This window comes from Streptomyces sp. NPDC001880 (genome assembly GCF_053594575.1).
Genome location: NZ_JBSFET010000007.1, coordinates 53146 through 69044, shown reverse-complemented (window position 1 = coordinate 69044; position 15899 = coordinate 53146). Strand labels below are relative to the sequence as shown.

The window sequence follows — 15899 nt, the reverse complement described above, 5'->3', positions numbered from 1 at the left end:
GGGGCCGCCACGGATTCCGCCCGGCCCCGGCCGCGCCCTACCGGGGCAGCGTCGCGGGGCTGCCGCCGTTCGCCTCGTAGCCGGCCACCGCCAGCGCCCGGTAGACGGTGTACTCGGCGGCCGGGTCGGCGTCCTGCGTCCACGGCAGCGCGCCCACGTGGCCGTCGATGTGGACGAGCTGGGCCATCGCCTCCGACCAGCGTTCCATCCGGACGAGGAAGAGGACCAGCAGATGGCGCACATGCGCGAGCATCGGGTCGTCCGGGCGGGCCGCGTGCACCGCGAACAGGGCGCCCTCGACGGCCTTGGTCACCACTACGCTGCGGTAGAAGCCCTGCACCAGATTGACCTCGGGCAGGTGCTCGTACACGGCGAAGAGCGGCAGCGCGGCCAGCAGCGAGCCCTGCGGGGCGCGGGCGGCGGCCGAGGTGGCGAAGCGGTCGGCCTCCTCGCGCGAGCCGTGCCACTTCTCGCACCAGTAGTGCAGCGCGGCGATGTGCGCGCCCATGTGGGCCGGGGCCCGGTCCATCACCCTCGCCCAGAGCTGGTCGAACTCCTCGTGGGAGTAGCCGAGTCCCCGGGAGACCGCGAGCTCGACGATGTACGGAACGGGGTCGCCCGGTGCCAGCAGGGCCGCCTCGCCGCAGACCGTACGGGCCTCCTCCAGGATGATCCGGAAGTCGTCCGTCCCCGCGGTCGACGAACGCCACGCCTGCTGCACCAGGAACTCGGCGTGCACCGCCGCACCGCCCGCGTCCTTCGGCGCCTCGGCCCGCCACCTGCGCAGCCACGCGCCACCGACCCCGGGCTGCTGCGCCAGCTCCAGCGAGGCGGCACCGGCGAAGGCCTGCACCCGCTGCCACCGCACCTCGCCTTCCTTGGGCGTACCGGCCAGCAACTGCGAGGCCGCCCTCCAGTCCTGGGTGCGCTGCACGACGTCGAGCACATCGAGCAGATCCTGGTCCGGGCCCGGCAGCCGGACGTCCAGCTCCTCCTGGCGCACAAAGCCGTAGGCGTTCGGGTCGGCGGCGTCCGGGGAACCCGGCGCGACCTGGCGGATTCCGCCCCGGCGGCGGAGCACGAAGGGGCCGACGATCGCGGCGATCATGCACAGGGCGATCAGGAACCAGAGAATCTCCATGCACCCATTGTCACCGGACCGCCCGGAAGTCCGGTGGGCGCCCTCGCGACGAACTACGCTCTGGCCCCATGAGCGACCAGCACAGCTTCGAAACCCGCGCGATCCACGCGGGAAACACCGCCGATCCCCTCACCGGCGCCGTTGTTCCGCCCATTTACCAGGTGTCCACCTACAAGCAGGACGGTGTGGGCGGACTGCGCGGCGGCTACGAGTACAGCCGCAGCGCCAACCCGACCCGTACCGCTCTGGAGGAGAACCTCGCGGCGCTGGAGGGCGGCCGCCGCGGGCTCGCCTTCGCCTCCGGCCTGGCCGCCGAGGACTGCCTGCTCCGTACGCTGCTGACGCCCGGCGACCATGTGGTCATCCCGAACGACGCCTACGGCGGTACGTTCCGGCTGTTCGCGAAGGTCGTCTCGCGCTGGGGGGTCGAGTTCTCCGTCGCCGACACCTCCGACGTGGCGGCGGTACGGGCGGCGATCACCCCGCGCACCAAGGCGATCTGGGTGGAGACCCCGTCCAACCCGCTGCTCGGCATCACGGACATCGCCGCGATCGCCGCTGTGGCCCGCGCCGCGGGCGCGCGCCTGGTCGTCGACAACACCTTCGCCAGTCCCTACCTCCAGCAGCCCCTCGCCCTGGGCGCCGATGTGGTGGTCCACTCCACCACGAAGTACATGGGCGGGCACTCGGACGTCGTCGGCGGCGCGCTGATCGTCAACGACCCCGAACTGGCTGATGAGTTGGCGTACCACCAGAACGCGATGGGTGCGGTCGCCGGACCGTTCGACGCCTGGCTGGTGCTGCGCGGCATCAAGACCCTGGCGGTCCGCATGGACCGGCACTGCGAGAACGCCACCAAGGTCACCGATCTGCTCACCCGGCACCCCAAGGTCACCCAGGTCCTCTACCCGGGGCTGCCCGAGCACCCCGGCCACGAGATCGCCGCCAAGCAGATGAAGGCGTTCGGCGGCATGGTGTCCTTCCGCGTCGAGGGCGGCGAGGAGGCGGCGGTCCAGGTCTGCAACCGGGCGAAGCTGTTCACCCTCGGTGAGTCGCTGGGCGGCGTCGAGTCGCTCGTGGAGCACCCGGGCCGCATGACGCACGCCTCGGCGGCGGGCTCCCCGCTGGAGGTGCCGGCCGACCTCGTACGCGTCTCCGTCGGCATCGAGAACGCCGACGACCTGCTGGCCGACCTGACGCAGGCGCTCGGCTAGGGCGTGCCCTTCGACGAATCCGGGCGGGCCCGAGCCTTCGGGGCCGCCCGGACGTACGCGGCCGGGTCAGGCGTCGGCCTTCTCGTCCTCCAGCATCGCCCGGATCTGTTCGCGCAGCTCCGGGCTGTCGGTGTGCTCGTGGACGGAGACCGCGTGCTCCGTCGCGGCCCGTACGACTTCCTCCTCCTCACCCGAGATGGTGAGCGAGCAGTGCGACACACTCGGATGCTTGCGGCAGTCAGCGATCTTCCTGGTCATGGCAGCCTCCTCGGCCGGTTCCGCGTGCCGCCCATTCCAGCGTAGAGCGCCCGCGAGCCCCGGGACGGCCGCTCACCAGCCCTCCAGCGGCGTGGTCTCGGCGGGAGGCACCCGCCAGGGATGCGTCTGAATCGCCCAGACCGCGAAGGCCACCACCGCGGCGCACGCCACCAGCAGCATCAGCCGGCGGAAGAAAAGCCGACGGCGCAGCATCCTGCCGCCGCGCTCCGTCACCCGCTGCGCCAGATCGGCCGGAACCTGCGGATGCGGACCGTCCAGCATCCGCCTGACCTCGTCCTCCCGGTCGGCACCGCGGCTCATCGCGCCACCCCCAGCGGGCCCGGCGTGCCGCGCCGTGCCGTGGGCCGGCGGGTGCCGCGCATCGTGGCCACCGAGCGGTTGCAGACCGTCCGCACCTGCTCCACCGGCAGGCCGAGCAGCGCCGCGGTCTGCTCCTCCGCGACCCCTTCGTACAGCCGCAGCACGAGGACCAGACGTTCGTGCGGTGTCAGGCGGTCGAGCAGACCGCCGCGCGGCCGGTGGTGCCGCCAGACCTCGCGGGCGAACCGGGCGGCCAGCCCGCGCCGGGTGCGGTCGTACGGGTCTTCGCCGCGCAGCCCGTCCCACTGTGCGTACGTGTGTGCCAGGGCGGCCGTGAGCAGCCGCTGGGCCCGGGGATTGGCTCCCGGCGGGCGCACGGGCTCGGCGGTGAGCAGCGTGGCGGTGTGCAGCAGTCGGCCGGCCGCGCCCGCGACGAAGATGTCGAACTCCTGGGCGCGGCGCCGCTCCCGGCCCCTCTGGCGCTCTTGCACAGTCCACATACGAGCCGCTGCGGGGCTCCCGGTCAAGAGGTGTGCAGCAGTCCGCCCCGCCCGGAGCCTCCGTCAGCCCGCGGGGGGCGTCTGGTGCGAGGTCTGGCGGGCGGCCAGCGAGATGTTGAACCGGGTGAGCAGCGCGCAGAAGGTCTCGCGCTCCTCGGCCGTCCAGCCTTCCGTGACCTGGGTCATGAGCTCGCGCCGGGAGCCGCGGACCTCTTCCAGGCGCGCCTGGCCGCGCGGCGACAGCTGGAGCACGACGGCCCGGCCGTCCTCCGGGTGCGAGGTGCGCTTGACCAGGCCGGTGTCGACGAGCGGTGCGACCTGCCGGGTCACGGTCGAGGAGTCGATCCCCATGCCCGCGGCGAGTGCCTTGACACCCATCGGACCTTCCCGGTCCAGCCGGTTGAGCAGCAGATAGGCGGCCCGGTCCATGGAATTGCGCACCTGGCCGACCCCGCCGAGGCGGGTCTGCTCGGCACGGCGGGCGAAGACCGCGACCTGGTGCTGCAGAGCGTCGAGGTCGTATGCGGAACCCGTGGGTTCGGGGGCGGCGCCCCCGGAAGGAGACGCAGCTGTCGTCATGTCCTGAGGGGGCATGGCCGGGGGCTCTCTTCGTGCGGTGTCGGATGGGTGGGGGACAGAGTACGCGGCCACGGGGCAACGCGTACCAGTGCTGCACAAACCTGTGGACAACGGCCCAGGAGGGCAGCGGACACGGCGCCCGGCGCCCCGCCGGACGACGGGAACCCGCGGGCCGAGCTGCAAGACTTACCGTATGAACTTCCGCGCGACCGGTCACTTTCCCCCACTGATTCTCGACGACATCCGCGGGGCGCAGAAGATGCTCTCCGGTGTGGCCAGGGTGACCGCCATGGAAGGCAGCCGCCACCTGAGCGAGCTCGTGGGCGCGCCGGTCCATTTCAAGTGCGAGAACCTGCAGCGGACCGGCTCGTTCAAACTGCGTGGTGCGTATGTACGGATCGCCGGTCTGTCCCCGGTGGAACGGGCGGCCGGAGTCGTCGCCGCGAGCGCCGGAAACCATGCGCAGGGTGTCGCACTCGCGTCTGCGTTGCTCGGCGTACGGTCCACGGTCTTCATGCCGGTCGGGGCGCCGCTGCCGAAGGTGGCCGCCACCCGCCAGTACGGGGCGGAGGTCCGGCTGCACGGTCATGTCGTCGACGAGACGCTGGCCGCCGCGCAGGAGTACGCCCAGGAGACCGGTGCGGTCTTCATCCACCCCTTCGACCACCCGGACATCATCGCCGGACAGGGCACGGTGGGCCTGGAGATCCTCGAACAGTGCCCCGAGGTGCGCACCATCGTCGTGGGGATCGGCGGCGGCGGTCTCGCGGCGGGCATCGCGGTGGCGGTCAAGGCGGTCCGGCCCGATGTGCGGATCGTCGGGGTGCAGGCGGCGGGCGCGGCCTGCTATCCGCCTTCGCTGGCCGTGGGCCATCCGGTGTCGATCGGTTCGCTGAACACGATGGCGGACGGCATCAAGGTGGGGCGCCCCGGCGATGTGCCGTTCGAGCTGGTCAGGGAATTGGTCGACGAGGTCCGTACGGTCTCCGAGGACGAGCTGTCCAGTGCGCTGCTGCTCTGTCTGGAGCGGGCGAAGCTGGTGGTGGAGCCGGCCGGTGCGAGCCCGGTCGCGGCCCTGCTGAGCGATCCGAAGGCGTTCCACGGGCCGGTGGTCGCGCTGCTCTCGGGCGGCAATGTGGACCCGCTGCTGATGCAGCGCATCCTGACCCACGGCATGGTGGCGGCCGGCCGCTATCTGAGCCTGCGGCTGCGTCTGACCGACCGTCCCGGTGCGCTGGCCACGCTGCTGGGCGTGCTCTCGGTGGTCGACGCCAATGTGCTCGACATCGGCCATGTGCGGACCGATCCCCGGCTCGGGCTCACCGAGGTCGAGGTGGAGCTGCAGCTGGAGACGAAGGGGCCGGAGCACTGCACGGAGGTCTCGGGGGCGCTGCGCGACGCGGGCTATCTGGTGATGGACTGACCCGTACCGTCACCGCACCGTCCCTTGCGTATCGCGATGTATCGCGTTACGTTGCTGTCGCCGTCAGGTCGTCACGGGCATGTCCGCCCGCAGATGTTCACCAGGCGCGGAAAGACCGTCAAACCTAGGATCTGTTGAGGAAGTCACCCGAACGCACTGGGGGAATCCATATGCCAGGCGCCATCCATGCCGAAGGTCTGGTGAAGACCTTCGGCGATGTACGAGCACTCGGCGGTGTCGATCTCGATGTGCCGGAAGGCACCGTTCTCGGGCTTCTCGGCCCCAACGGCGCAGGCAAGACGACGGCCGTGCGCGTCCTCACCACCCTGCTCAGGCCCGACAGCGGCAGGGCTGTCGTCGCGGGCATCGACGTACTGAAGAAGCCCAATGAGGTACGCCGGTCGATCGGCCTCTCCGGCCAGTTCGCCGCGGTCGACGAGTATCTGACCGGCCGCGAGAACCTCCAGATGGTCGGCCAGCTCTACCAGATGGGCGCACGGGACGCGAAGGCCAGGGCGGGGGAGCTGCTGGAGCGCTTCAACCTCGCCGACGCGGCCGACCGCACCGCCAAGACGTACTCCGGAGGCATGCGGCGCCGCCTCGACCTGGCGGCGGCGCTCGTCGTCTCTCCGCCGGTCATGTTCATGGACGAGCCGACCACCGGCCTCGACCCGCGCAACCGGCAGCAGCTCTGGGAGGTCATCGAGGAACTCGTCGCGGGCGGCACGACGCTGCTGCTCACCACGCAGTATCTGGAGGAGGCCGACCATCTCGCCCACGAGATCTGTGTGATGGATCACGGGCTGGTCATCGCCCGCGGCACCTCCGACGAGCTCAAGGCCCGCACCGGCGGCGAACGCGTCGAGGTCGTGGTGCACCAGCGCGACCAGATCGACCCGGCCCGCGCCGTGCTCGCCCACCTCGGCAAGGGCGAGGTCGCCGTCGCCGAGCACATGCGCAAGCTGACCGTCCCGGTCCTCGGCGGCGCCAAGCTGCTGGCCGAGGTCATCCGCGACCTCGACGCCCGAGGCGTGGAGATCGACGACATCGGACTGCGCCGCCCCACCCTCGACGACGTCTTCCTCTCGCTCACCGGGCACACCGCCGGACCTCAGCTTGACGACGGGAACGGTGAAGCGACCGGGACCGGCCCGGCCGACGGCGCCCTGGCGGGGACGGAGGCGGGCAAGTGAGCGCCATCAGCGAAACGGCCCTGACGCCGGCCGCCCCCAGGGCGGGCGGCGGTATCGGGCAGTCGATGCGGGACTCCCTCGTCATCGCCCGCCGGAACCTGATCCGCATGGCCCGGATCCCCGAGATGATCATCTTCGGGCTCATCCAGCCGATCATGTTCGTCGTGCTGTTCAGCTACGTCTTCGGCGGCTCGATGATGATCGGCGGCTCCACCAGCCCCGCCGAGTACCGCAACTTCCTGATGGCCGGCATCTTCGCGCAGACCGTCACCTTCGCCACCGCCGGAGCCGGCGCGGGCATCGCCGACGACATGCACAAGGGCCTCATCGACCGGTTCCGCTCGCTGCCCATGGCGCGCGGCGCGGTCCTCACCGGCCGTACGCTTGCCGACCTCGTCCAGACGACGCTGACCCTGCTGGTCCTCGCCGTCGTCGCCCTGCTGGTCGGCTGGCGCACCCACGAGAACATCGGCAAGGTGCTCGGCGGCTTCGCGCTGCTGCTCCTGCTGGGATACGCCTTCTCCTGGATCGGGGCACTGATCGGCCTCTCGGTCCGCACCCCGGAGGCGGCCACCTCCGGCGGACTGATCTGGCTCTTCCCGGTCACGTTCATCTCGAACGCCTTCGTGCCCACCGAGAACATGGCGAGCTGGCTCCAGCCGATCGCCGAATGGAACCCGTTCAGCGCCACCGTCCAGGCCTGCCGGGTGCTCTTCGGCAACCCGGGCGTGTCGCCGTCGGACGCCTGGCCGATGGTGCACCCGGTGTGGGCATCGCTGCTCTGGTCACTGCTGATCCTGGTGGTCTTCCGCACCCTGGCGGTGCGCAAGTACCGGCAGGTGGCGGTCTGAGGACCGCCGCACACGTGGGGAGCCTCCCCGGCCCGAAGGCCGGAGGCTCCCCACGTCGCTGGTGCCCGGTCAGCCGGTGTACGGCTTCGCCGTGAGGATCTTCACGGTGGCCGTCTTGCCGTTCGGCAGCTCGTACTCGGCGTCGTCGCCCATCCGCTTGCCGTTCACGCCCATGCCGAGCGGCGACTGCGGGGAGTACGTCTCGATGCCCGAGCTGGCGTACTCGCGGGAGGCGAGCAGGAAGGTCACCGTGTCGTCCGGGTCGCCGTCGAAGGCGATCGTCACGACCATGCCGGGCTCGACCACGCCGTCGTCGGCAGGTGCCTCGCCGACCTTCGCGTGCTCCAGGAGCTGGGTCAGCTGGCGCACCCGGAGCTCCATCTTGCCCTGCTCCTCCTTGGCCGCGTGGTACCCGCCGTTCTCTCGCAGGTCGCCCTCCTCACGGGCCGCCGCGATCTTTACGGCGATCTCCGTGCGCGCGGGACCAGACAGGTGCTCCAGCTCGGCCTTGAGCTGGTTGTACGCCTCCTGCGTGAGCCAGGTGACGTTTTCGCTGGTCTGGGTCACAGGGTGCTCCTCGTCGGTACTGGGAATACAAAGCATCGCCCTACCCGTAAGCATGTGCCACCACGGGTGGGCGAAACCACGAGCCTAACAATTCCCCAGGAAAAGGGGGAGAAGGTAAATCACCGGGACCGCGTATGCGCAGGTCGGGCCGGGGAACCGGTGGGTCAGGGCCGGCATGCGCCGGTCAATGCGACGCCCCGCCGTCGACGGTGCAGCCCAGCAGCTCGACGCTGGTGGCCCTGGCCGTCGTACGCAGCGTCAGGACCTGGTCGATCCGGTCCGTGCGCTCGTCGAAGCGGAAGTCCTTGCGGGCCACGTCGCTGCCGTCCTCGTGCTGTGCGCGCAGGGTGCAGTAGCCCTTGGCGTCCTTGTCCTTGCGCACTTCGAGGTGGACGTCGACCCGCTCGTCCGAGACGACCTTGCGCTTGATCACCTCGGCGCTGATGCCCTGGCCGGTGACGTAGTCGTAACCGATCCAGCCGACCACACCGAGGAACACGACGCCCAGCACCGAGCCGACGATCTTGAGCCGGCGGTCCGCGCGTTGGTCGGCGGAGCGGCCGTAGCGGTTCTCCGGAGGCGCTTCGCGCACCGCGGTCATGATCGTTCCTCCCGTGCCGGGGATCGAGGAATTTTCCACCCCCCGGTTCGGTCACTATAGAAGCCCGCCCATGTGCCGAATCACTGAGGATCGAGAGTTGACCGAGCAGCTGCGACTGATGGCCGTGCACGCCCACCCCGACGACGAGTCGAGCAAGGGCGCGGCCACCATGGCCAAGTATGTGTCCGAGGGGGTGGACGTGCTGGTGGTGACCTGCACGGGAGGCGAGCGCGGCTCCATCCTCAATCCGAAGCTCCAGGGCGACGCGTACATCGAGGAGAACATCCACGAGGTGCGCAGGAAGGAGATGGCCGAGGCCCGGGAGATCCTGGGCGTCGGTCAGGAGTGGCTCGGCTTCGTCGACTCGGGCCTGCCCGAGGGCGACCCGCTGCCCCCGCTGCCCGAGGGCTGCTTCGCGCTGGAGGACGAGGAGAAGGCCGCGGGCCGTCTCGTCCGCAGCATCCGCGCCTTCCGGCCGCAGGTCGTCACCACGTACGACGAGAACGGCGGGTACCCGCACCCCGACCACATCATGACCCACAAGATCACGATGATCGCCTTCGACGGTGCGGCGGACACCGAGACGTTCCCCGAGTCTGAGTTCGGTCCGGCCTGGCAGCCGCAGAAGCTCTACTACAACCAGGGCTTCAACCGGCCGCGCACGGTGGCGCTGCACGAGGCGCTGCTGGCCCGCGGTCTGGAGTCGCCGTACGGCGAGTGGCTCAAGCGCTGGAAGGAGTTCGAGCGCGACGAGCGCACGCTGACCACGCACGTTCCGTGTGCGGACTTCTTCGAGATCCGCGACAAGGCGCTGATCGCGCACGCCACGCAGATCGACCCGGAAGGCGGCTGGTTCCGCGTTCCGATGGACATCCAGAAGGAGGTCTGGCCGACCGAGGAGTACGAGCTGGCGAAGTCTCTCGTCGATACCTCCCTCCCCGAGAGCGACCTCTTCGCGGGCATCCGCGACAATGCCTGATATGTACGCGACCCAGGCACTGACCGACCTCGTTCCGCTCGCCGAAGAGCTCGACAAGAACAAGGTGACCCCCGGCGTTCTCGGCTTCCTCGTCTTCGCGGCGCTCGCCGTAGGCGTGTGGCTGCTGATGAAGTCCATGAACCGGCACATGGGCAAGGTCGACTTCGAGGAGGCCCCGGACCCGGACGAGGTGGCTGCCGAAGCCACCGCAGGGGCGGGCTCCTCGAAGCGGTAGTAGCAGCAGAGGCAGACGAGAGCGGGGCGGCTCCGGAACGAACCGGAGCCGCCCCGCCGCCCGGCATCGGTCCGGCCGGTCCCTGGCCGGCCAGGCCCGGCGCCGTCCTCAGTCGCCGGCCGGGCCGTACCCGGCCGGGACCGGTACGCCCATGACCTCCCGGGCATGGCGGGTCGGCGTCATGCCCAGGCGCCATGCCTGCCAGCCGTCCTCCAGGTCCACGCCGCGGTTCAGCACCACCGTGTACGCCTCCGCGCAGTCCTCCAGCTTGCCGTCGCGCGCCGGGTGCCCGGCCCCCAGCAGCTCGGCCAGCTCCTGCTGCGCCACCGCCGTGCCCACCTCACTGCCGCCCGGCGACGCGTAGGGCAGCAGCGTGCAGCGCAGGAAGCGGGCCCAGTCCGCACCCCGGGCGTCGCCGTACGAGCCGAACAGCTCCACCGCCTCGCCGCACAGCTCCAGCGCCTGCGGGGCCCGGTTGTTGCCCGCGTCGATCAGAGCCAGCTCCAGGCACGTCCACGCCTCGCCGTGGGCGACCCCGATGCGCCGGAAGTCGGCGCGGGCGTCCACCAGGAGCTGACGGGCGAAGCCCGAGTTGCGCAGGTTCCCGGTCCGGGCCGCCTGCTGGTCACGGGTGACCCGGCCCGAGTGGTGGCGGGCGCACGCCAGCCCGTACACGTCCCGCATCCGGGAGAACATCGTGCGGGCCCGCTCCAGCTGCCGGACCGCCCGGTCGGTGTCACCGCTCTCCTCCAGGGCCTGGCCCAGGTAGAACAGCGTCCACGCCTCGCCGCGCGCGTCCTCGTTGTCCCGGTGGCGGGCCAGCGCCCGGTCCAGCTGCTCCACGGCCGTGGCCGGGTCGCCGTCCAGGAGCCGGGCGCGGGCCAGCTGGGTCAGCGCCCACGCCTCGCCGCGCTCGTCACGGGTACTGCCGTACAGCTCCAGCGCCCGGCGCAGCGCGTCCTCGGCCCGCTCCACCTCGCCCATCCGCAGCAGGGTCTGGCCGAGCTGGAACCGGGTCCACGCCTCGCCGTGCAGCGACTCGCCCTCCCGGTGCAGGGCCAGCGCGGTGTCCAGCAGGGTCAGCGCCTCCGCGATCCGGGCCCGGTCGCGCTCGACGGCCGCCAGCGCGTGCATCGACCAGGCCCGGTCCGCCGCCTGCTCCTTTGAGGACTGCAGCTCGATCGCCTCGCGCAGCCGCGCCGACGCCTCGGTCAGATTGCCCTGGTGGTGCAGGGTGATGCCGAGCGAGCAGAGCGCCAGCGCCGTACCCGCCCCGTTCTGCGCCTCGCGGTACAGGCCGACGACCGACGACAGGGTGGTGCGGGCCTTGTCCAGCTCACCGAGCTGACGGGCCGCGATGCCGGTACGCCACTGCACGGACCGCTCCAGCAGCCCCTGGTCCACCGCCTGCGTCAACTCGCTGATCTCACCCAGTCGGTAGAGGTCGCCGCGCAGCAGGCAGTAGTCGCACAGCGCGCCCAGCAGGTCCAGCACGGCGCCCTGGTCGACGCCCTCGGCGTGCCGCAGCGCGGAGGTGATGAAGCTCGACTCGTCGTCCAGCCAGCGCAGCGCCGAGTCCAGCGAACCGAAGCCGTGCGAGCCGAACTGCCCGGCCCGGGTGGACATCTTGCCGTCCACCATGCGGATCACCGCACCGGCCAGATCCGCGTAGTTCCGGATCAGCCGCTCCTGCGCGGCGGTACGGTCCGCCGCCTCCTCCTCGTCCCGCAGCCGGGCCAGGGCGAAGCCCCGTACGAGGTCGTGCAGCCGGTAGCGCGAGCCCCGCACATGGGTCAGCAGCGCGGCCCCCGCCAGGTCCTTCAGCAGCCGCTCGGCCTCCTGCTCGTCGGCGGAGAGCAGCGCCGCCGCCGCCGCGGCGCCGAGGCTCGCCCGCCCGGCCAGCGCGAGCCGGCGCAGCAGCCGCCGCGCCTGCTCGGACTGGTCGGTGTAGCGCAGCCACAGCGCCCGCTCGACCGGGCCGACCTGCCCGTACCCGGCGAGGTCGGCGGCCAGCGCGCCGCGGGTGCGTGCCCCGAGCGAGGAGCCCGCTATCCGCAGCGCGAGCGGCAGCCCGCCGCACAGCTCCGCGACGGTGTCCGTGGCCCGTGCGTCGTACGGCCCCTCCTCCTCGGCCTGTGCCGCCTCGCGCAGCAGCTCCTCCGCACCGGCCGCGTCCAATGCCCCGACCGGCAGCCGGTGGACCCGGGCCGGGATGTCGGCCGGCAGCTCCAGGGGCTCGCGGGCGGTGACCAGGACGAGGCTGTCGGAACGCTCGGGGACCAGGGTGCGGACCTGCTCCGGGTCACCCGCGTCGTCCAGGACGATCGTCACCGGGGTGCCGGTCAGATGCTGGTGGTACAGCTCGCTCAGCCGCCGCACCTGCTGCTCGGCGGAGGCCCCTTCCCGGAACAGCAGCTGCTCACGGGGCGCGCCCAGCCGGTTCAGCAGGTGCAGCAGCGCGTCCCGGGTCGACAGCGGCGTCTCACCGGCCACATCGCCTCGCAGGTCCACCACGCAGGCGCCGCGGAACAGGTCCTTCAGACTGTGCGCGGCCCGCACCGCGAGCGAGGTGCGCCCGGAGCCGGGCGTGCCGTGCAGGACGACGACGGTCGGTTTGGTCTCCGTCGACGCACGGGCCTCCCGCACCCAGCGGGCGATCTGCTCCAGCTCGGCCCGCCGTCCCGCGAACGGCCCGCCGGAGGCGGGCAGATGGCCGAACGACTGCTCCAGCAGCGAGCGCGTACGGGCTGCCGCGCTGCGGTCCGTGCGGCGCAGCGACGGAGCGGTCCGCGACTGCGCCGGGACCTTCTTTGCCGGGGTGCGGGACGAGGCGGTGAGCATCCGCTGCTGGTCGATGAAGGGGCGGATGCCCCGCACCTCCAGCGCCGCCAGCCACTGGAGCCGCAGCTGTTCGGTACCGCCGGGCTGCCCCAGCGCGCCGGCCCGCCGGTGGGCGGCGGGCCAGTGGGAAGCGGTGACCTTGGCGACGGTGGCGGTGGCCCCCGCGACCGCGACGACGGCGCCCGCGCCGAGCGCCGGCCCGGTCGCCGTACCGAAGGCGACATCCGCGCCGAACGCGGCGACTGCGGCAACTCCCGTCACCAGCAGGGGTGTTCCCATCGCCGCCCGGCTGAACCGCTGCGACAGCGGCTGTGCCCCGGCCTCCGCCGCGTCCAGCGCCTGGACATACGCGGCGTACTCGTCGTCCGCGGCGGCCGCCAGCGAATCCAGCGCGGCCCGCCCGCGCGCCGTCAGCGTGGCCGCGTCGGCCCGGCCGCCCGAGCGCCGCACCTCCTCCTCCACGGCCCGTACCAACAGCCCTTCGACTTCGGCCCGATGGCGCTCCCGCATGTCTGTCCCCCTCCGGATACGACGGTTGCTACGGCGTCGGCCGGCATCGCCGCTCAGTCTCCTGCGTACGGGGTGTCAGCGCGAGAGAGTGATGCGATCAACCGGGACCGAGGGAGGACGAGGCCATGCCGAATCGCCTGGACCGTGAGACTTCCCCGTACCTCCTCCGGCATGCCGACCATTCTGTCGGCCGGTGGCCCTGGTCGCCGGAGGCGTTCGAGGAGGCGCGGCGGCGTAATGTGCCCGTTCTGCTGTCGGTCGGCCACTCGGCGTGCCACTGGTGCCAGTGAACTCGCAAACCCAGTACTCGCAAACCCAGTACTCGGCGGCGCTCACACCTCTCTGATGATCACGCGGCTCCCGCAGAGCTTCGACCAGTCGTCGCGGTCGGAGGTCAGGACGATCGGGGAGGCGGAGAGCGGTGCCGTACCGGCCGAGCGAGCACCGGGTCGGCACCCCTCGGTCGCGATCGTGCGCTGCTCCTGTGGCGCATGGGCGGGGCGCAGGCAGGTGCGCAAGGATGGGGGTATGCCCAACCGACTCGCGCAGGCCACGTCCCCGTACCTCATCCAGCACGCGGACAACCCCGTCGACTGGTGGCCCTGGGAGCCCGCTGCCTTCGAGGAAGCCCGGCGGCGTAACGTCCCCGTCTTCCTGAGCGTCGGCTACAGCGCTTGCCACTGGTGTCACGTCATGGCGCACGAGTCCTTCGAGGACGACGACACCGCTGCGTACATGAACGAGCACTTCGTATCCGTCAAGGTGGACCGTGAGGAGCGGCCCGACGTGGACGCGGTCTACATGGAAGCTGTGCAAGCCGCCACTGGACAGGGCGGCTGGCCCATGTCCGTGTTCATGACGCCGGACGGGGAGCCCTTCTACTTCGGCACCTACTTCCCGCCCGAGGTTCGCCATGGCATGCCGTCCTTCCGCCAGGTGCTCGGAGGTGTGCACAACGCCTGGGCGAGCCGACGTGACGAGGTACGAGAAATTGCGGGGAAGATCACCCGGGATCTTGCCGGGCGGGAGCTGAGCACCGGGGATGCCGGGACGTCCACCGAGGAGACCCAGGCCCTTGCGCTCCTCCAGTTGACTCGGGACATCGAACCCGCGAGCGGCTGGTTCAAGGGAAACACCAAATTCCCGCCGTCGATGGTGATCGAGTTCCTGTTGCGCCACCACGCGCGGGCCGGCTCCGTGGCCGCGCTGGAGATGGCAGAAGGACTGTGCGGCGCGATGGCCGGCTCGAGCCTGTACGACCAGGTGGGGAGCGGGTTTCATCGGTACGTTCTCACGCCTCGGACTGGTGGCCCTTTGGTACCCCACTTCGAGAAAATGCTCTACGACAACGCGCTGCTCTGCCGGGTGTACGCACATCTGTGGCGGGCCACCGGCTCGGAGCAGGCCCGCCGGGTCGCCCTGGAGACCGCCGACTTCATGGTGCGCGAACTGCGCACCGCCGAGGGCGGTTTCGCCTCCGCGCTCGACGCGGACAGCGAGGACGGGACCGGGCGGCATGCCGAGGGCGCGTACTACGTGTGGACGCCCGAGCAGCTGCGGGAGGTGCTCGGCGAGGAGGACGCCGCCTTCGCCGCGGAGTACTTCGGGGTGACGCCGGAGGGCACCTTCGAGGAGGGCGCCTCGGTCCTCCAACTGCCGCGGGCGGACGCCGGGGCGGACGCGGACCGGGTCGCCCGGGTGCGGGCCGCGCTGCTGGCCGCCCGCGAGCTGCGCCAGCGCCCCGGCCGGGACGACAAGGTGGTCGCCTCCTGGAACGGCCTGGCGATCGCCGCGCTCGCCGAGACGGGGGCGTACTTCGGCCGGCCCGACCTCGTCGAGCGCGCCACCGAGGCGGCGGACCTGCTGGTACGGGTGCACATGGGCCACACCGCCCGGCTGGACCGTACGTCCAGGGACGGGCGGGCCGGCGGGCACGCCGGGGTGCTGGAGGACTACGGCGACGTGGCCGAGGGCTTCCTCGCCCTGGCCTCGGTCACCGGCGAGGGCGCCTGGCTGGAGTTCGCCGGCTTCCTGCTCGACATCGTGCTCGTGCACTTCACGGGCGAGGGCGGCCGGCTCTACGACACGGCGGACGACGCCGAGCAGCTCATCCGCCGCCCGCAGGACCCCACCGACAACGCGACCCCGGCAGGCTGGACGGCGGCGGCCGGGGCGCTGCTCTCGTACGCCGCGCACACCGGCTCCGAGGCCCACCGCACCGCCGCGGAGGGTGCTCTGGGTGTGGTGACGGCGCTCGGGCCGCGGGCTCCGCGCTTCACCGGCTGGGGCCTCGCCGTCGCGGAGGCACTGCTCGACGGGCCACGCGAGGTCGCGGTCGCCGGGCCGGTCGGCGGCGAGCTGCACCGTACGGCGCTGCTGGGCACGGCGCCGGGCGCGGTGGTGGCGGTGGGGGAGACGGGTGGGGCCGAGTTCCCGCTGCTGGCGGACCGGCCGATGGCGGGCGGGTCGCCCACGGCGTATGTGTGCAGGCACTTCGTGTGCGATGCGCCGACCACGGACGCAGCGGAGCTGGCACGCGCCCTCGGGGGCGGCGGGGCCTGACGCGGGTCACAGCGCCGGGCCGCTCTCCAGCGGGTCACAGCGCCGGGCCGCTCTCCAGCGGGTCACAGCGCCGGGCCGCTCTCCAGCGGGTCACAGCGCCGGGCCGCTCTCCAGCGGGTCACAG

The 15899-nt window shown here is 71.8% G+C and carries 15 protein-coding genes and 2 pseudogenes; 8 read left to right on the top strand and 9 right to left on the bottom strand.

Annotated elements, in window-relative coordinates:
• Window positions 1-37: 37 nt before the first annotated feature.
• Window positions 38-1141 carry a hypothetical protein gene (locus ACWCQ6_RS06490; RefSeq protein WP_451086043.1) on the bottom strand — a complete coding sequence of 368 codons (1104 nt, stop codon included), beginning with the start codon at window positions 1139-1141 and terminating at the stop codon, window positions 38-40.
• Between the two features lie 68 nt (window positions 1142-1209).
• Between ACWCQ6_RS06490 and ACWCQ6_RS06485 the strand changes: the two genes are divergently transcribed.
• Window positions 1210-2355, top strand: coding sequence for a cystathionine gamma-synthase (locus tag ACWCQ6_RS06485; RefSeq protein ID WP_451086041.1), 1146 nt, complete (start codon window positions 1210-1212; stop codon window positions 2353-2355).
• Between the two features lie 66 nt (window positions 2356-2421).
• Here the strand turns inward: ACWCQ6_RS06485 and ACWCQ6_RS06480 are convergent, their stop codons facing one another.
• The 4 genes from ACWCQ6_RS06480 to ACWCQ6_RS06465 all read right to left on the bottom strand — a co-directional run bounded on the left by ACWCQ6_RS06480 (window position 2422) and on the right by ACWCQ6_RS06465 (window position 4028).
• On the bottom strand, window positions 2422-2613 hold the full coding sequence (locus tag ACWCQ6_RS06480) for a DUF1059 domain-containing protein (protein WP_189545202.1): 192 nt from the start codon (window positions 2611-2613) through the stop codon (window positions 2422-2424).
• A 72-nt stretch (window positions 2614-2685) separates the two neighbouring features.
• Window positions 2686-2934, bottom strand: coding sequence for a hypothetical protein (locus ACWCQ6_RS06475; RefSeq protein WP_451086039.1), 249 nt, complete (start codon window positions 2932-2934; stop codon window positions 2686-2688).
• Window positions 2931-3425: a sigma factor-like helix-turn-helix DNA-binding protein gene (locus ACWCQ6_RS06470; RefSeq protein WP_451086037.1), complete on the bottom strand. Its 495-nt coding sequence runs from the start codon at window positions 3423-3425 to the stop codon at window positions 2931-2933. Before ACWCQ6_RS06470 ends, ACWCQ6_RS06475 begins: the two co-directional genes overlap by 4 nt.
• A gap of 72 nt (window positions 3426-3497) precedes the next feature.
• On the bottom strand, window positions 3498-4028 hold the full coding sequence (locus ACWCQ6_RS06465; protein ID WP_451086035.1) for a MarR family winged helix-turn-helix transcriptional regulator: 531 nt from the start codon (window positions 4026-4028) through the stop codon (window positions 3498-3500).
• 178 nt (window positions 4029-4206) lie between these two features.
• Between ACWCQ6_RS06465 and ilvA the strand changes: the two genes are divergently transcribed.
• The 3 genes from ilvA to ACWCQ6_RS06450 all read left to right on the top strand — a co-directional run bounded on the left by ilvA (window position 4207) and on the right by ACWCQ6_RS06450 (window position 7480).
• Window positions 4207-5436 (top strand): threonine ammonia-lyase, encoded by a 1230-nt coding sequence (gene ilvA, locus ACWCQ6_RS06460; protein WP_451086033.1) that lies wholly within the window; start codon window positions 4207-4209, stop codon window positions 5434-5436.
• Window positions 5437-5606: 170 nt separating this feature from the next.
• Window positions 5607-6629, top strand: coding sequence for an ATP-binding cassette domain-containing protein (locus ACWCQ6_RS06455; protein WP_451086031.1), 1023 nt, complete (start codon window positions 5607-5609; stop codon window positions 6627-6629).
• 65 nt (window positions 6630-6694) lie between these two features.
• Window positions 6695-7480, top strand: a complete 786-nt coding sequence (locus ACWCQ6_RS06450) for an ABC transporter permease (RefSeq protein WP_451086226.1) — start codon at window positions 6695-6697, stop codon at window positions 7478-7480.
• A gap of 69 nt (window positions 7481-7549) precedes the next feature.
• Here ACWCQ6_RS06450 and greA read toward each other — a convergent pair whose 3' ends face one another.
• Together greA and ACWCQ6_RS06440 are read right to left on the bottom strand one after the other, a co-directional pair.
• Window positions 7550-8047, bottom strand: coding sequence for a transcription elongation factor GreA (gene greA, locus ACWCQ6_RS06445; RefSeq protein WP_451086029.1), 498 nt, complete (start codon window positions 8045-8047; stop codon window positions 7550-7552).
• Between the two features lie 184 nt (window positions 8048-8231).
• Window positions 8232-8648, bottom strand: a complete 417-nt coding sequence (locus ACWCQ6_RS06440) for a DUF4307 domain-containing protein (RefSeq protein WP_451086027.1) — start codon at window positions 8646-8648, stop codon at window positions 8232-8234.
• 97 nt (window positions 8649-8745) lie between these two features.
• Here ACWCQ6_RS06440 and mca point away from each other — a divergent pair, with 97 nt between their 5' ends.
• Together mca and ACWCQ6_RS06430 are read left to right on the top strand one after the other, a co-directional pair.
• A complete protein-coding gene (mca, locus tag ACWCQ6_RS06435; RefSeq protein ID WP_451086025.1) occupies window positions 8746-9627 on the top strand; it encodes a mycothiol conjugate amidase Mca in 882 nt (293 codons plus the stop codon).
• A 1-nt stretch (window position 9628) separates the two neighbouring features.
• Window positions 9629-9862 carry a hypothetical protein gene (locus ACWCQ6_RS06430; RefSeq protein ID WP_451086023.1) on the top strand — a complete coding sequence of 78 codons (234 nt, stop codon included), beginning with the start codon at window positions 9629-9631 and terminating at the stop codon, window positions 9860-9862.
• 108 nt (window positions 9863-9970) lie between these two features.
• On the opposite strand, the gene ACWCQ6_RS06425 is transcribed toward ACWCQ6_RS06430, so the two are convergent.
• On the bottom strand, window positions 9971-13213 hold the full coding sequence (locus ACWCQ6_RS06425; RefSeq protein ID WP_451086021.1) for a tetratricopeptide repeat protein: 3243 nt from the start codon (window positions 13211-13213) through the stop codon (window positions 9971-9973).
• A 125-nt stretch (window positions 13214-13338) separates the two neighbouring features.
• On the opposite strand from ACWCQ6_RS06425, the pseudogene ACWCQ6_RS06420 reads away from it, so the two are divergent.
• Window positions 13339-13497, top strand: a pseudogene (locus ACWCQ6_RS06420) (DUF255 domain-containing protein); the annotation flags it as partial.
• Between the two features lie 48 nt (window positions 13498-13545).
• Here the strand turns inward: ACWCQ6_RS06420 and ACWCQ6_RS06415 are convergent.
• Window positions 13546-13626: pseudogene (locus tag ACWCQ6_RS06415) on the bottom strand (DNA-binding protein); the annotation flags it as partial.
• A gap of 115 nt (window positions 13627-13741) precedes the next feature.
• Between ACWCQ6_RS06415 and ACWCQ6_RS06410 the strand changes: the two are divergent.
• Window positions 13742-15775 carry a thioredoxin domain-containing protein gene (locus ACWCQ6_RS06410; protein ID WP_451086019.1) on the top strand — a complete coding sequence of 678 codons (2034 nt, stop codon included), beginning with the start codon at window positions 13742-13744 and terminating at the stop codon, window positions 15773-15775.
• Window positions 15776-15899 lie beyond the last annotated feature (124 nt).

Coding starts and splice junctions, on each gene's coding strand:
- ilvA (WP_451086033.1), top strand. CDS start 4,207: ATGAACTTCCGCGCGACCGGTCACTTTCCCCCACTGATTCTCGACGAC.
- ACWCQ6_RS06480 (WP_189545202.1), bottom strand. CDS start 2,613: ATGACCAGGAAGATCGCTGACTGCCGCAAGCATCCGAGTGTGTCGCAC.
- ACWCQ6_RS06430 (WP_451086023.1), top strand. CDS start 9,629: ATGTACGCGACCCAGGCACTGACCGACCTCGTTCCGCTCGCCGAAGAG.
- ACWCQ6_RS06410 (WP_451086019.1), top strand. CDS start 13,742: ATGCCCAACCGACTCGCGCAGGCCACGTCCCCGTACCTCATCCAGCAC.
- ACWCQ6_RS06485 (WP_451086041.1), top strand. CDS start 1,210: ATGAGCGACCAGCACAGCTTCGAAACCCGCGCGATCCACGCGGGAAAC.
- ACWCQ6_RS06450 (WP_451086226.1), top strand. CDS start 6,695: ATGCGGGACTCCCTCGTCATCGCCCGCCGGAACCTGATCCGCATGGCC.
- ACWCQ6_RS06465 (WP_451086035.1), bottom strand. CDS start 4,028: ATGCCCCCTCAGGACATGACGACAGCTGCGTCTCCTTCCGGGGGCGCC.
- ACWCQ6_RS06440 (WP_451086027.1), bottom strand. CDS start 8,648: ATGACCGCGGTGCGCGAAGCGCCTCCGGAGAACCGCTACGGCCGCTCC.
- ACWCQ6_RS06455 (WP_451086031.1), top strand. CDS start 5,607: ATGCCAGGCGCCATCCATGCCGAAGGTCTGGTGAAGACCTTCGGCGAT.
- ACWCQ6_RS06490 (WP_451086043.1), bottom strand. CDS start 1,141: ATGGAGATTCTCTGGTTCCTGATCGCCCTGTGCATGATCGCCGCGATC.
- ACWCQ6_RS06425 (WP_451086021.1), bottom strand. CDS start 13,213: ATGCGGGAGCGCCATCGGGCCGAAGTCGAAGGGCTGTTGGTACGGGCC.
- ACWCQ6_RS06475 (WP_451086039.1), bottom strand. CDS start 2,934: ATGAGCCGCGGTGCCGACCGGGAGGACGAGGTCAGGCGGATGCTGGAC.